Here is a 15,195-nt window from a genome sequence, read left to right as displayed (position 1 = left end):
GGCGTCGGCCCGATGACCATCGCCTGCCTGCTGGCCAACACGCTGACCGCCTGCTGCCGGGCCAACGGACTGGAAGAACCGGAGGGGCTGACCGCATGAAACACGATCCGCGGTTGCTGCTAGGCAAGCCCGTGCAGGAGCGGATCCTGGCCGAGGTGCGTGGCATTACCAATTCCGCCGGGCGGATCGGCAAGCTCGTGTCGATCTCGATCGGGGATGTTCCGGAGGTTGCGGTCTATGTTCGCAACCAGGCCCGGGCCGCTGCTGCCGTCGACCTGCCCTTTGACCAGGAATTCTGGGGCGGGGAGGTGACACAGGAAGACTGCAAGGCGCGTATCCAGGAAATGAATGACGACCCGGAGGTACTGGGCATCATCCTGCAGCGCCCGGTGCCAAGCCACATCAACGTCCGCTCTTTGCAATCCGCGATCCACCCGCTCAAGGATGTGGAGGGCATGAACCCAGCCTCGATCGGCAACATCGTCTACAACGATGTTGCGATGGCGCCCTGTACCGCGGCCGCTGCCGTCGAGCTGGTGCGCGCCACCGGCCTCAACATGGAAGGGCTGGAGGTCGTGATGGTGGGGCATTCGGAAATCGTCGGGAAACCGGCGGCGATGATGCTGATGGCAGAAGGCGCCACGGTCACGGTCTGTCACCATCTGACGCGTTCCGTGGCCATGCACTCGCGCCGTGCCGACGTGATCGTTGTTGCCGTGGGCAAGGCGCATCTGATCGGTCCCGACATGGTGAAACCCGGGGCGGCGGTGATCGACATCGGTATCAACCAGCGGGTTCATTCCGACGGCACGACCGAGATCGTCGGCGACGTGGATACCGACGCCGTCAAGGAAGTCGCCGGTTGGATCACTCCCGTGCCGGGCGGTGTCGGTCCCGTGACGGTCGCGATCCTGATGCGGAACGCGATCCGCGCCTACGAACGACAACAGGCGGCCGGCTGGCGGAGCTGAATGGCTCCGCCAATTGGTCAGAGCGTCAGGTAGCCGATCCCCAGAAAGGCCACGATACAGCCCGCCCATTGCCCGATCCGCATCTGTTCGTTCAACAGAATACGCGCCAGCAGGATCGTGAAGAGGCCAAAGATCGAGGCCGCGACCGCCGCGAACTCGGGCTGCGCCAACGATGCGGCCGAGATCACCGACAGCAGGGCGATGCCATCCAGCAGGCCCATGGTCACCAGCGGCACCACGGCCTTGCGGCCGACCCGGATGTCGGGCCGCAGCGCCCAGATGATCCCGCACAGGAGGACAAGCGCGACAAGACGCGTGGCGAATGTGCTTTGCCATTCGCCCCCGGTTTCCGCGGCCAGCTGGCCCAGCTTGAAGGTGCTGGCGTAGCCGATGGCCGAGAGCAGCGAGTAGGCGATCGTTGGCCCGCGCGGCGGGATGTCGCCCTGCGAGGAATCCGAGAGTATCGCCACCAGGCCGACGGCACATATCACAATCAGAACGGTAGCAATCTGATCTGGTGTGATGATCGAGCCGCCAAGCGCCGCGTAGAACAGGGAAAGGATGGGAAAGGCGCCGATGATGGGGCTGACCAGTCTCACAGGCCCACGCTCAAAGGCGAAATAAAGCCCGAGACTTGCCGCGAGAAAGGTGAACCCCGCCGCCAATGCATACCCGAGCGCCGGCCCCTGTGGCAAAAGCCACTCTCCCTTGACGAGAATCACGCTGCCTTGGAACGCGAGCCCCGTCAGGAGAACCACAAGCAATGCGCCCATGAGCGGGACGGTCCGGCTGAGATAGCGAATCGCGATGTCATGCAGACCCCAGCAAACGGCCGCAACCAGGCCCAGAAAAAGCGCACTCATATCGTGAAACTCCTGTCGATTAGAGAGATTCCTGTCCGTATCGCTTGCGCGAACAAACCACCGGGTATATTCTCATCATTAATATTATTTTCCGTAAAGGCAAATCTCGGGAGGAATGGACGTGCTTGATACCAGATATCCCAACGTGGTCCCCGGACCGCCGCGGCCCAGTGGGATCTTCGAGCCTCGGGTCTTCTCGATGCCTCCCGGGACAGAGCGCTATGTCGTTGAAGGCATGGGCGCGATCCTTGTCCGGCTCGAGGCCGGGGACAGGCTGGAAATCGAGAACACGGAAGGCGGCCAGCGGTGCGAAATCGTTTGTGCCCACCCGGACGGCACTTTCGATGCCGGATTGATCGGCGCGCGCGCGCAAGGTTCCGCAAACGGGCTTCAGGCGCTGCTGACCTCGACCGACCAGTCCCTGCGTAGCCTGCGCATGGGGATCGAGGCGCGTGGTCTGGACCTGGCAAAGGCCGAGGCGATCCATCTGTTCGAGGCCGCGACCCCGGCCCGGACCACCGAGAGCTTTACTGCCGCGCACGAAGGGATCGCCATCATCGCCGCGCCTGGCGGCATCATGGATTTCGAAGTGCAGGACACGGCGACGCCGCTGACGGTCTACATCCGGCGGGCGACGATCAAGCCGGTGCCCAAGTTCGAACTGCCCGATCCGCTTGCCGATCCGGTCGCCGACGTGCGCGTGCATTCGGCAACCGCCGAGGCTTATTTCGTCAAGGCGGGTGACTATATCCAGATCCTTGACGTGGACGGGCGGCAATGCACGGATTTCCAGTGCTTTTCGGCGCGCAAGCTGGACAAGGGGATCGAGCACGCGCTGGACGTGACCACGACGCGGACGCTGATGGAACATGCCTACCCGATGCCGGGGCTGCATGCGAAATACTATGATCAGGACATGCTGCCACTGGTCGAGGTGATCCAGGATACCTGCGGGCGGCACGATGCCTTTGCCCTGGCCTGTTCGGCCAAATACTACGACGACATCGGCTATCCCGGACACGTCAACTGTTCCGACAACTTCAACGGTGCCCTGGCGCCGCATGGGGTGACCGGGCGCAAGGGCTGGATGGCGATCAACTTCTTCTTCAACACCGGGCTGGACGAGCACGGGGTGATGTATTCCGACGAACCCTGGTCGCGCCCCGGCGACTATGTGTTGCTGCGTGCCCTGACCGACCTTGTCTGCGTCAGCTCGGCCTGCCCGGACGATACCTCGGCGGCGAACGGCTGGAACCCGACCGATATCCATGTGCGCACATACAGCGGCAAGGAATCCTTTCAACGCGCCGTGGCGTACCGCCCCACACCTGATGCGGAACCGAAGATGACCAAACAGACAGGCTTTCACGACCGGTTCGACCGGTTCACCGACAACTTCATCGAATACAACGGCTTTTGGTTGGCAAACTGCATGTCCAGCGCCGGCCCGATCGAGGAATACCACGCCTGCCGCGAGAAATGCGTCGTGCTGGATCTGTCTGCACTGCGCAAGTTCGAGATCACCGGCCCGGACAGCGAGGCGATATGCCAGTATGTCTTTACCCGCAACATGAAGACGCTTCCGGTGGGCGGCGTCGTCTATACCGCGATGTGCTATCCGCATGGCGGCATGATCGACGACGGCACCGTGTTCCGCCTCGGCAAGGACAACTTCCGCTGGATTGGCGGTTCGGACTACGGTGGCGACTGGCTCCGCGAAAAGGCCGAGGAACTGGGATTGAAGGTGCTGATCCGGTCCTCGACCGACATGCAGCACAACATCGCCGTGCAAGGGCCCGAAAGCCGTGATCTGCTGAAGAAGGTCATCTGGACCGCGCCGCACCAGCCAAATTTCGAGGATCTCGCCTGGTTCCGCTTTGCGCCCGCCCGTATCGGTGACGATCAGGGTATCCCGGTCGTGGTCAGCCGGACAGGCTATACCGGCGAACTGGGGTACGAGATCTTCTGCCACCCGAAACACGCGGGAGAGGTCTTTGACGCCGTCTGGGAGGCGGGGCAGGCGCATGGTATCCGCCCGATGGGGCTGGAGGCGCTGGACATGGTGCGGATCGAAGCCGGGCTGATCTTTGCTGGCTATGATTTCTCGGACCAGACCGATCCGTTCGAGGCCGGTGTCGGCTTTACCGTACCGCTGAAGTCCAAGCCGGATGATTTCATTGGGCGCGAGGCGCTGATCCGTCGAAAGGAAAACCCGATGCGCAAGCTGGTCGGGCTGGACATCGACAGCAACGTCGAGGTCGGGCACGGCGATTGCGTCCACATTGGCCGCGCGCAGATCGGAGAGATCACCTCCTCCATGCGTTCGCCGATCCTGGGGCGGAACATCGCCATGGCGCGGGTCGACGTGGCCCATTGCGAACCGGGCACGCAGGTAGAAATCGGCAAGCTGGACGGGCATCAGAAACGCCTACCCGCCACCATCCGCGCCGATCTGGCCGCCTATGATCCGAAGAAGGAAAAGCCGCGGTCTTGACGTATCTCAAAGCCGCCAAATCCACGGCGGGTTAGGTCCTTGCCATGACAAGCGCATTGGAAGAAATCGGCGGCGAAACCGCTCTGCGAGGCCTCGTGGAGCAGTTCTACGATCTCATGGAAACGGATCCGGCGGTGCATGAATTGCACCGCCTGCATTTCCGGGGGCACGGACTGTCCCACACCCGGCAGGCTCAGTTCGAGTTCATGAGCGGTTTTCTCGGCGGCAGGCCCTATTACCGTGAACGCAACGGCCACATGAACCTGCGCGAAATCCATGCCCACATCCCGATCCGCGAAGCGGATGCGGAGATGTGGCTGCAGACCTTCGACAGGGCTTTGGCCGACGTGGGGCTGACGGGTCCGGCGGTGGACAAGATGCGCGCGACCCTGCAACGGGCCGCGCACATGCTGGTGAACGACGTTCCCGACTGGCGCCGGGGCGAAGAAGCGCAGGACAGGGAGGTCCTGCGCGATCACGGGGCCTTGCGCCGGGGCTGAGGTCTCAGCCGATCAGCAGGATCTGGACATCGGCGACATTTGTGCCGGTTGCCCCGGTGATCAGCAGGTCTTCGGACAGGCGCAACGCTGCATTGCTGTCGTTGCGTTCCAGATACTCCGTCGGCGACTGCCCTTTGCCCCGTATGCGGGCAAGGGTGTTCTGGTCGACAATCGCGCCGGCCGCATCCGTCGGGCCGTCGCGACCGTCCGTCCCGGCCGACAGAAAGACCCAGGGCGTGGCGATCGGTTCGGCATCGGCAAGTGCCGCCATCCGCAAGGCCAGTTCCTGGTTCCGTCCGCCCAATCCGCCGCCGCGCACCTGAACAGTGGTTTCGCCGCCCCAGAGGATCGCGCGCGGTTTGTCAGGCGTCCCTGCATCACGCAGCGCGCGATAGGTGGTGCAGACCGCCTCGTTCACGTCGCCGGTCAGCGGTTCCTTGATGACCAGGGTCTCGTAGTCGCGACGCAGTTCATCCGCGGCTGCCTGCACGCTTTCGCGGTTGCCGCCGATCAAATGGTTGCTGGCTGTGAGTTCCGCGTTTGCGCGCGGCGCGTTGCGGAGGTGGCGCTGCACGCTCTCGGGCAGACGGTTGAACAAACCCACCGAATGCAGCAGGTCGCGCGCCTGTTCCGGCGTGCCGATGGGGGCGACACTGGGGCCGCTGGCAATGGCGCGCAGGTCATCACCGATCACATCCGAGAGGATATAGGCCGTGACCGGCGCCGGGGCGGCCAACCGCAACATCCCGCCGCCCTTCAGTTGCGAAACTTGCTGCCGTACAAGGTTCATCGCCACGATGTCCAACCCGCTGTCCAGCAGCAGGCGGTTGAGCGACTGTTTGTCCTCCAGGCTGACACCCTCTGGCGGGGCTGGGAGCAGGGCGGAGCCGCCTCCCGAGATCAGGGCGATCACGACGTCCCCCGTGACGGCGCTTTTCAGCACTTCCTGCATCCGTTCTGCGCCGCGTGCGCCTACGGTATCGGGCACGGGGTGTCCGGCCCGATAGACCTCGGCGCCCGGGACCTGTTCCTGATTTTCGCGGTGGGTGACGCAGATCATCACCCGCGGGCCGCTGATGCGGGGCAGGACCGCGCGCAGCATGGCGGGGGCGGCCTTGCCCAGGGCAAGGACGATGGTCCGGCAACCATGTGCCGGGCGGGGCAGCGGATGTTGCCCCAGGCTTTCGCGCATGGCCAGCGCCGGGTCGGCACGGCGGATTGCGGCCCGGAATGCCCGGGCCGCGTCGCCTTTCAGTGCCGGGATCTTATCCGGCTGCAATCTGACGCGCCTTCTCGACCAGCACTTCGGCCTGCCGGATCGAGGCATAGTCGATCAGGCGACCGTCCAGCGAAACCGCGCCCTTGCCGGCCGCTTCGGCCTCGGCCATTGCGGTCAGGATGCGACCGGCCTTGGTCACTTCGGCGTCGGAGGGGCTCATGACCTCGTTGGCCAGCGCGACCTGGCTCGGGTGGATGGCCCATTTGCCCTCGCAGCCCAGCACGGCGGCGCGCTTGGCGGCGGCGCGATAGCCGTCAGGGTCCTGGAAGTCGCCAAAGGGGCCGTCGATCGGGCGCAAGCCGTTGGCGCGCGCCGCGACCACCATCCGGGCCAGTGCATAGTGCCACATGTCGCCCCAGTGGGTTTCGCGGGCGTTGTTGGCGTCGGGGTCCGTCAGGACCGAGTAGTCGGGGTTCACGCCGCCGATGATCGTGGTGCGCGCCCGGGTCGAGGCCGCGTAGTCGGCGACACCGAAGTGCAGGCTTTCGTTGCGCTTGGAGGCCGCGGCGATTTCCGACACGTTCTGCATGCCGAGCGCGGTCTCGATGATGTGTTCGAAGCCGATGCGCTTTTTCAGGCCCATCGCGTCTTCGATCTGGGTCACGATCATGTCGATGGCATAGACGTCGGCGGCGGTGCCAACCTTGGGAATCATGATCAGGTCCAGCCGCTCGCCCGCCTGCTCGACCACGTCGACCACGTCGCGATACATGTAATGCGTGTCCAGCCCGTTGATCCGGATGGACATGGTCTTGGTGCCCCAATCGATCTCGTTCAGGGCCTTGATGATGTTCTTGCGGGCCTGAGCCTTTTCGTCGGGCGCAACCGCGTCCTCGAGGTCGAGAAAGATCACATCGACGTCGGATTGCGCCGCTTTTTCAAACATTTGAGGCTGTGATCCGGGCACGGCCAGTTCCGAGCGATTAAGCCGTGCGGGGGCCTGGTCGATGGCGTGGAAAGACATGGTCAGGGTCCTTTCTGACAGGAAAGTTGGGTCGGACCCCTATTTGCATTTGGGAAATCTGTATTCCTGTCAATAAATTTTTTTGCATACCAGTGCACACAGCACGGCGCGTCATCCGCCGCTTTTCGCCTTTGACGCGTAGAAGTGCGCGATCGCCTGAGCGCGGTTCTTGACCGAGAGCTTGTCAAAGATGTTCGACAAATGGAACTTTACCGTATTGGTCGATATCTCGAGCCGCGCGGCAAGCTGCTTGTTGGTCAGTCCCTCGGCCAGGGCATCCAGAATCGCGCGCTCCTTGCGGGACAGGGTGCTGATGGGATCGGTCTTCAGCTCGCGGATGTCGAGGTAGGGAAAGACCATCTTGCCCGCGGCCACGTCGAGGCAGGTCTGCACCAGCGAGTCGGTCGGGGCGGCCCGCGACACGAAGGCCGCCGCGCCCGAGGCCATCGCCTGGCGCGGTACGGCCACGTCCGAGTCATGGCCATAGACGACAATGCGCGGCGCGTTTTCTTGCGCGCGCAGCACCTCGATCAGCTTTTCCGCCCCCAGCGCCGGGATGTTCCAGTCTACCACGCAGACCTTCACCGGCACGCGCATGATCATGCCCAGGAACCCTTCGGCGGTGGCACTGGTGGCCACCAGCGAGAATCGGGGATCGCGTTCAAAAACCTCGGACATGGCCGACAGGACCAGCGGATTGCCGTCGCCCAGCATGATGTCGATGCGTTCTCTCTGCACTGTAGATCCCTGATTTTCTTTAAGTTTCTGTCATAGGCCACCCATTTGGGTGGGGTCGAAAACGGCATACAACGGAATACTTGCCAATTTGGGTGGTAATTTCCCCACCCATTTGGATGCCCAAAAGCAGGATTAAGGAACGTTTTTCCCGTGAGCAAGCAGTTTTATAACCGAGAGGAAACAACCATACACCTCAAGTGAACGAACGGAGCGATCATGACCGTTGCGCAGCTATTTCCCAAGCTCGAAATCCCCGAAACCATCGCCGCGGGCCCCGGACCGGGCAATACCGACGCACGGGTGCTGGCGGCCTTTGCCGGGGCAGGGCTGGCCGATCACATGCATGGCGACGTCCTGCGCGGCATGGTCGAGTGCAAGCACATGCTGCGCCAGGTCTGGGGCACGGAAAACGTGCACACCTTCGGTGTCGCCGGAACAGGGTGGAGCGGCCTGGACGTGATGTTCAGCGCCGTGATGCCGGGTGACAAGGTCGTGGTCTTTTCCAACGGCACGTTCTCGGGCATCGACGGTCTGACCGTTCGTATGAAGGCGGCGACCGCTGCCGAACTGGCGCTCAGCCCGCTGGATCCCAAACCCGCGTCGGTCGTCATTGTCGACGTGCCGCACGGCATGTCCGTGACAGGCGGCATGGTCGAGGCCGCGCTGGCCGAGCACAAGCCGAAATGGGCCGCGATGGCGCATTGGGAAACCGGTTCGGGCCGGATCAACGACATCGCCGGGTTCAGCGCCGCCTGTGAAAAATACGACGTGATGGGCCTCGTGGACGCGGTTTCGTCCCTGGGGGTCGAGGATTTCCGGATCGACGATTACCCGGGTGTGCATGGCTGGGCCTCCTGCCCGCAAAAGGGCATCTGCTGCCTGCCGCTGACCTACGCCCCCGTCTCGTTCAGCGACCGCTACATCGAAACCCTGAAAAAGACCGGCACGCGCACCTTCGTGCACCACCCGATCATGGAAGCCCGCCACTGGGGCATCATCGACGGCCAGGATGTCGAGAAGGGCACCTATCACCGGACCCATTCCGCCTACGCGGTCGCGGCCTTCCACGAGGCGCTGCGGATTACCCTGCAGCAGGGCATCGCCGAGCGGGCCAAGGACTACGCCCACCACGAAACGGCGCTGCGCCGCGCGGTGCAGGCGATGGGCTGCGAGGTGACGTCGAACATGACCTCGCTGGTCGTGCTGAACCTGCCCAAGGCGCTGGCGGGCCGCGAGATGGAACTGGTGCAGGCCTGCCGGGCGCAGAACTTCGGCATCTGGCCGACCCTGTCCGAACCTGTCCAGATCCGCATCGGCATTCTGAACCTGCTGAGCCGCGAAGCGATCACCGACATCGTCACCCGTTTCGCGGATGCGATCCGCGCGCTTGGTGGCGAGGTCGACGATGCCCGCGTGACCGATGCACTGAACGGCGTCTACGACCGTGCGGTCGCCGCAGAATAACTAGCAGACGATCCAGTCTTTCGGAGGAGGAAAGAGCATGGACATTCATGAGTATCAGGCCAAGGAAATCCTGGCCAATTTCGGAGTGCACAGCCCCCCCGGGGCGCTGGCCTACAGCCCTGAACAGGCGGCTTACCGGGCCCGCGAACTGGGCGGTGACCGCTGGGTGGTCAAGGCCCAGGTTCATGCCGGGGGCCGGGGCAAGGCCGGGGGCGTCAAGGTCTGTGACAGCGACGCAGAGATCCAGTCGACCTGCGAGTCGCTCTTTGGCCGCAAGCTGGTGACGCATCAGACCGGCCCCGAGGGCAAGGGCATCTACCGGGTCTACGTCGAGGCCGCCGTGCCGATCGAACGCGAGATCTACCTTGGTTTTGTCCTCGACCGGACCTCTCAGCGGGTGATGATCGTGGCCTCTGCCGAAGGCGGAATGGAGATCGAGGAGATATCCGCCAACCGCCCCGACAGCATCGTGCGGGCAACCGTCGAACCCGCCGTGGGATTGCAGGACTTCCAGTGCCGCCAGATCGCCTTCAAGCTGGGCATGGACCCGGCGCTGACCGCGCCGATGGTGCGTACGCTGCAAGGATGCTACCGCGCCTTCCGCGAGCATGACGCCACGATGGTCGAGATCAACCCGCTGGTGGTGACGGGCGACAACCGCATCCTCGCGCTCGACGCCAAAATGACCTTCGACGACAACGCGCTGTTCCGCCACCCGCAGATCAGCGAGCTGCGCGACAAGAGCCAGGAAGACCCGCGCGAAAGCCGCGCTGCCGACCGGGGACTGTCCTATGTCGGGCTTGAGGGGAACATCGGCTGCATCGTGAACGGTGCGGGACTGGCGATGGCCACGATGGATACGATCAAGCTGGCCGGGGGCGAACCCGCCAACTTCCTCGACATCGGCGGCGGTGCCACCCCGGAACGCGTGGCCAAGGCCTTTCGCCTGGTGATGTCCGACGACAACGTCCAGGCCGTGCTGGTCAACATCTTCGCGGGAATCAACCGCTGTGACTGGGTCGCCGAGGGCGTGGTTCAGGCGCTGAAAGAGGTGCAGGTCGACGTGCCGGTGGTGGTCCGTCTTGCGGGCACGAATGTCGAGGAGGGGCAGAAGATCTTGGCCAAGTCCGGCCTTCCGATCATCCGCGCCACCACGCTGATCGAAGCGGCACAGCGCGCCGTCGGCGCCTGGCAGAACGACCTTTCCCAGGGCTCCAACATGAGGGCAGTCCAATGAGCATCTTCATCGACAGAGGTACCCGCGTCATCGTCCAGGGGATCACCGGCAAGATGGCGCGCTTTCACACCGCGGACATGATCGCCTATGGCACCAATGTCGTCGGCGGCGTCGTCCCCGGCAAGGGCGGCCAGACCGTCGAGGGTGTCCCGGTCTTCGATACGGTCGAAGACGCGGTGGCGGCCACCGGCGCCGAGGCCAGCTTGGTCTTCGTGCCGCCGCCCTTTGCCGCCGACAGCATCATGGAAGCGGCCGATGCGGGCATCAAGTACTGCGTCTGCATCACCGACGGCATCCCGGCCCAGGACATGATCCGCGTCAAGCGTTACATGTACCGCTATCCCAAGGATCGCCGCATGGTCCTGACCGGCCCGAACTGCGCCGGCACGATCAGCCCGGGCAAGGCGCTCTTGGGGATCATGCCCGGCCATATCTACCTGCCGGGTCACGTCGGCATCATCGGTCGGTCCGGCACGCTGGGCTACGAGGCCGCCGCGCAGCTCAAGGAGCATGGCATCGGAATCTCGACCTCGGTGGGGATCGGCGGCGACCCGATCAACGGGTCCTCCTTCAAGGATATACTCGAACACTTCGAGGCGGATGATGAAACCCATGTCATCTGCATGATCGGTGAGATCGGCGGCCCGCAAGAGGCAGAAGCCGCGGCCTACATCCGCGATCATGTCACCAAGCCGGTGGTCGCCTATGTCGCGGGTCTGACCGCTCCCAAGGGGCGGACCATGGGTCATGCCGGGGCGATCATCTCTGCCTTCGGCGAAAGCGCCAGCGAAAAGGTCGAGATCCTGACCGCCGCCGGTGTCACGGTCGCCCCGCATCCGGCCGAGATTGGCGACACCATTGCGAAGGTGATGCAGAAGGAGGCCGCATGATGAATGCCCCTGCCATCCTGAACAACCGGCCGCGCGTGCTTGTCACGCGCCGCTGGCCCCAGACGGTCGAGGCAGAACTGGCCGAGCGATTCGACACGGTCTTCAACGTCGAGGACCGCCCCATGAGCGCCGCGGATTTCCGCGATGCCCTGGGCAAGTTCGATGCCATCCTGCCGACCGTCACCGACGGGCTGGGCAGCGAGGCAATGGACGTGAGCGAGGCCCGCACCCGCATCCTGGCCAATTACGGCGTGGGCTTCAGCCACATCGACACCGATGCGGCGAAGAAGTTGGGGATCGCCGTCACCAACACGCCGGATGTGCTGTCGGAATGCACCGCGGACCTGGCCATGACGCTGATGCTGATGGTGGCCCGCCGCGCGGGCGAGGGCGAACGTGAACTGCGTGCCGGACAGTGGACCGGCTGGCGTCCCACACACCTCGTGGGGGCCAAGGTCTCTGGCAAGGTGCTGGGCATCGTGGGCTTTGGCCGGATCGGTCAGGCGATGGCGCAACGCGCGCATTTCGGCTTCGGCATGAAGATCCTCGTGCAGAACCGCTCTCGCATCGCGCAGGACGTGCTGGACCGCTACAACGCGGTGCAGGTCGACACGATCGAAGACCTGCTGCCGCAGTGTGATTTCGTTTCGTTGCACTGTCCCGGCGGCGCGGCCAACCGGCACCTGATCGACTCGCGCCGGCTGGACCTGATGAAGCCGGGGGCCTTTCTGATCAACACCGCCCGCGGTGAGGTGATCGATGAACACGCGCTGGCCCAGGCGCTGATGTTCGACTGCATCGGCGGCGCGGCGCTGGACGTTTTCGACGGTGAACCCAAGGTGGCCCCGATCCTGCTGGATTGCGACAACCTGGTGATGCTGCCCCACCTTGGCAGCGCGACCGAGGAAACCCGCACGGCGATGGGCATGCGCGTGCTCGACAACCTTGTCGACTTCTTCGAGGGCCGGACCCCTGGCGATCAGGTGGCATGATGCAGATGGTGGCAGAACCTGCGGGGCTCGAAGCCCCCGATCAATATGCGGAAGACGTGTACCGCCGCCTGCGCGGGGCGTGGCTGAAGGTTCTCCACCGTCGCGCGCCGCATGTGGCGCAAGCTGTCGAGGATGGCGTCACCCATTGGGACGAAGGCGATTACGCCGACCACCTGCAGGCCAGCACGATCTGGTTTCACCTGCAGCAGATCATGGACGAAAACCTGACGATCCGCACCGGACGCCTGGCCGAACAGGATGGCCATCCGGGCGAGGGCGGGTTTCACAAGGCGCTCGCCGATTGTCCCGAGGATCACCGTCCCGCGATGCAGCGCCTGCTCTCCGAAGGCCAGCTGTCCGTTGGCCCGACGATCACCGCCCATCCGACAGAGGCCAAGCGCGTCTCTGTCATGGAAATCCATCGCCGCATCTACCGCACGCTGGTCCTGTTCGAGACCATGCGCTGGAGCCCGCGAGAGATCGCGCGGCTGGAAGAGACGCTGGAGATGGAAATCGACCTGCTCTGGCTGACAGGCGAGTTGCGGATGGAACGTCCCAGTCTTGCCTCCGAGATCGACTGGGGCCTGCAATTCTACCGCACCAGCCTGTTCGAGGCCGTGCCGCGGCTCTTCGAACGCTATCACTACGCGGTCAGCGAGGTTTTTGGCCCGACCGGGCGCGACCATTGCTGCATCCGGTTCCATTCCTGGATCGGCGGCGACAGGGACGGCAATCCCAACGTGACCGCCGAGGTGACGCGCGAGGCCATCGCTCGCTCGCGAGAGATGATCCGCGAGGAGTATGTCATGGCCCTGGATCGGATCATTCCCCGGCTCAGCGTGTCGGAAAAGATCGTCGCCGTGCCGCGGCCGCACCGCGACGCGCTGGCCCAGATTGTCGAGACACGCAGCACGGATCCGGGCCTTTGTGCGCAGCGCAACCCGAACGAGATCTTTCGCCAAGCTGGCTCGGCCATCCGTCAGTGCCTTGCAGCCGGGGGTTATCGCGACGTCTCGGCCTTTCTGGCCGATCTGCGTAGTATCGAAGCGGCGCTGGAAGCCATTGATGCGACCCGGCTTGCGCAACAGCTTATCCGCCCGCTTCGCTGGCAAGCCAGCACCTTTGGCTTTCGGGCCCATACGCTGGACATTCGCCAGAACTCCGACGTCGTGACCCGCACGTTGGAGGCGGTCTGGAACGCGGTCGACGCCGCACCAGAGGCGCTGTCCGCCGACTGGTCGGCGCGGTTGCGGCGCGAAGTGGGGCAGGCGGGCTTGCCTTTTGTCGATCATGGGCGCCTGGGCGAAGAGGCCGCCGAACTGATGTCGCTTTTGCGGTTGATCCGCGAAGTGCATGACGGGCCCGAGCCCGATGCCATCGGGCCATTCATCCTGTCCATGACCCGCTCGGCGGACGATCTGCTGGCGGTGCTGCTTCTGGCCCGCTATGCCGGTTTCGGGGCCGAGCGCCTTTCGCTCAAGGTCGTGCCGCTGTTCGAAACCATCGAAGACCTGCGGGCGGCGCCCGCGATCCTGCGCGACGTGCTGTCTGTGCCGCTGGCGGCGCGCAGCATGAAGGACCGGGACGGGCGGCTGGAAATCATGCTGGGCTATTCCGACAGCAACAAGGACGGCGGTTTCCTCTGTTCCAGCTGGTCGCTCGACCGGGCACAGCGCGCCATCACCCGCGCGATCGCCGGGCAGGGGGCGCGACCGGTGTTCTTTCACGGGCGGGGTGGTTCCGTCAGCCGGGGTGGCGCGCCCACCGACCGGGCCATTGCGGCCCAGCCGCGCGGCACGTTGAACGGCACCCTGCGCCTGACCGAACAGGGCGAGGTGGTGACGGCGAAATATGCCAACACCGGCACCGCTGCGGCGCAACTGGAATTGCTGGCCTCCTCGGTCTTGCGCCATAGCACTGCGCCTGTTTTCGAAACCGTCGATCCCGAGGCGGAAGACGTGATGGAGACTCTCTCCAGCCTCAGCCAGACCACCTACCAGACGCTGTTGCAGCATCCGTCTTTCCTGTCCTATTTTAATCAGGCAAGCCCGGTGAATGAATTGGCGCTGTTGAAGATCGGGTCGCGCCCGGCACGACGGTTCGGGGCTGCGACCCTGTCCGACCTGCGCGCGATTCCCTGGGTCTTTGCCTGGAGCCAGAACCGCCATATGATCAGCAGCTGGTACGGGTTTGGCCAGGCCCTGCAGGACTTCCAGTCGATTCGCGGGGCAGGGGGCGAAAAGGCGCTGGCGCGGGCGATGCGGGATCTTCCGCTGTTCCGGCTATGCATCGACGAGGTCGAGAAATCGTTGCTGATGGTCCGGCTGGACATCGCCGAAATCTATGCCGGTCTGGTTGAGGACCGGGCCGAAGCCGAAGCGATCTTTGACATGGTCCAGGCCGAGCACGCGCGCTCGGTCGCGGCAATCGAACGCCTGACCGGCACGCCGCTGGGGGCGCGGTTTCCCAATGCGGTGGCGCGGATAACCCGGCACGAAGACGCATTGCGCTCTGCGCACGAGGCGCAGGTGCATCTTTTGCGGCTGGTGCGCCAGCAGGACGGAAACCGCCATCGCATCCAGTTGATGCAAAGCATGAACTGCATATCCGCCGGCCTTGGCTGGACCGGCTGACAGGACAAGGAGCAACACCCATGAATGTCTCGCACCGACCGGACGGTTTCTTCACCGAGTCCCTCGCCTCGCGCGACCCCGAACTGTTTGGCTCGATCACCGGCGAGCTTGGCCGGCAGCGCGACGAGATCGAGCTGATCGCCTCCGAGAACATCGTCTCGCGCGCGGTG

General features: G+C 64.2%; 12 protein-coding genes and 2 pseudogenes. 10 read left to right on the top strand and 4 right to left on the bottom strand.

The genetic code is table 11. The annotated features are described in order from the left end of the window. Both RBB42_RS27030 and RBB42_RS27025 read left to right on the top strand, forming a co-directional pair. Positions 1-99: pseudogene (locus RBB42_RS27030) on the top strand (bifunctional methylenetetrahydrofolate dehydrogenase/methenyltetrahydrofolate cyclohydrolase); the annotation flags it as partial. Next, a complete protein-coding gene (locus tag RBB42_RS27025; RefSeq protein WP_305972488.1) occupies positions 96-971 on the top strand; it encodes a bifunctional 5,10-methylenetetrahydrofolate dehydrogenase/5,10-methenyltetrahydrofolate cyclohydrolase in 876 nt (291 codons plus the stop codon). The pseudogene RBB42_RS27030 and the gene RBB42_RS27025, both read left to right, overlap by 4 nt. A 17-nt stretch (positions 972-988) precedes the next feature. Here the strand turns inward: RBB42_RS27025 and RBB42_RS27020 are convergent, their stop codons facing one another. Next, positions 989-1,834 carry a DMT family transporter gene (locus RBB42_RS27020; protein ID WP_305972487.1) on the bottom strand — a complete coding sequence of 282 codons (846 nt, stop codon included), beginning with the start codon at positions 1,832-1,834 and terminating at the stop codon, positions 989-991. A 121-nt stretch (positions 1,835-1,955) separates the two neighbouring features. Between RBB42_RS27020 and RBB42_RS27015 the strand changes: the two genes are divergently transcribed. Together RBB42_RS27015 and RBB42_RS27010 are read left to right on the top strand one after the other, a co-directional pair. After that, positions 1,956-4,328: a trimethylamine N-oxide demethylase gene (locus RBB42_RS27015; RefSeq protein WP_305972486.1), complete on the top strand. Its 2,373-nt coding sequence runs from the start codon at positions 1,956-1,958 to the stop codon at positions 4,326-4,328. 44 nt (positions 4,329-4,372) lie between these two features. Next, on the top strand, positions 4,373-4,828 hold the full coding sequence (locus RBB42_RS27010) for a group II truncated hemoglobin (RefSeq protein WP_305972485.1): 456 nt from the start codon (positions 4,373-4,375) through the stop codon (positions 4,826-4,828). Between the two features lie 4 nt (positions 4,829-4,832). On the opposite strand, the gene RBB42_RS27005 is transcribed toward RBB42_RS27010, so the two are convergent. From RBB42_RS27005 to RBB42_RS26995, 3 genes are all read right to left on the bottom strand, one after another. Then, positions 4,833-6,107, bottom strand: a complete 1,275-nt coding sequence (locus RBB42_RS27005) for a glycerate kinase type-2 family protein (protein WP_305972484.1) — start codon at positions 6,105-6,107, stop codon at positions 4,833-4,835. After that, complete coding sequence (locus RBB42_RS27000) at positions 6,094-7,071, bottom strand: HpcH/HpaI aldolase/citrate lyase family protein (protein ID WP_305972483.1); 978 nt, start codon at positions 7,069-7,071, stop codon at positions 6,094-6,096. The genes RBB42_RS27005 and RBB42_RS27000 overlap by 14 nt, the downstream gene beginning before the upstream one ends. A 111-nt stretch (positions 7,072-7,182) precedes the next feature. Beyond that, a complete protein-coding gene (locus tag RBB42_RS26995) occupies positions 7,183-7,785 on the bottom strand; it encodes a response regulator transcription factor (protein ID WP_305972490.1) in 603 nt (200 codons plus the stop codon). A gap of 240 nt (positions 7,786-8,025) precedes the next feature. On the opposite strand from RBB42_RS26995, the gene RBB42_RS26990 reads away from it, so the two are divergent. The 6 genes and pseudogenes from RBB42_RS26990 to glyA form a co-directional block, all read left to right on the top strand. Further along, the gene (locus tag RBB42_RS26990) at positions 8,026-9,273 is read left to right on the top strand and encodes a pyridoxal-phosphate-dependent aminotransferase family protein (protein WP_305972482.1); all 1,248 of its coding nucleotides are present in this window, start codon (positions 8,026-8,028) and stop codon (positions 9,271-9,273) included. Positions 9,274-9,310: 37 nt separating this feature from the next. Then, positions 9,311-10,510: a malate--CoA ligase subunit beta gene (locus tag RBB42_RS26985; RefSeq protein WP_305972481.1), complete on the top strand. Its 1,200-nt coding sequence runs from the start codon at positions 9,311-9,313 to the stop codon at positions 10,508-10,510. Continuing rightward, on the top strand, positions 10,507-11,400 hold the full coding sequence (gene sucD / locus RBB42_RS26980) for a succinate--CoA ligase subunit alpha (RefSeq protein WP_305972480.1): 894 nt from the start codon (positions 10,507-10,509) through the stop codon (positions 11,398-11,400). Before RBB42_RS26985 ends, sucD begins: the two co-directional genes overlap by 4 nt. Next, entirely contained in the window at positions 11,400-12,392 is a 993-nt protein-coding gene (locus RBB42_RS26975; RefSeq protein WP_305972489.1) for a 2-hydroxyacid dehydrogenase, read from the top strand. The genes sucD and RBB42_RS26975 overlap by 1 nt, the downstream gene beginning before the upstream one ends. Further along, a complete protein-coding gene (locus RBB42_RS26970; protein WP_306043936.1) occupies positions 12,392-15,025 on the top strand; it encodes a phosphoenolpyruvate carboxylase in 2,634 nt (877 codons plus the stop codon). Before RBB42_RS26975 ends, RBB42_RS26970 begins: the two co-directional genes overlap by 1 nt. A gap of 20 nt (positions 15,026-15,045) precedes the next feature. Beyond that, a pseudogene (gene glyA / locus RBB42_RS26965) lies at positions 15,046-15,195 on the top strand (serine hydroxymethyltransferase); the annotation flags it as partial.

Origin of the sequence: Mameliella sp. MMSF_3455, assembly GCF_030733205.1 — a bacterium.
Taxonomy (GTDB): domain Bacteria; phylum Pseudomonadota; class Alphaproteobacteria; order Rhodobacterales; family Rhodobacteraceae; genus Antarctobacter.
This window is presented reverse-complemented; position numbering and strand designations above follow the sequence as displayed.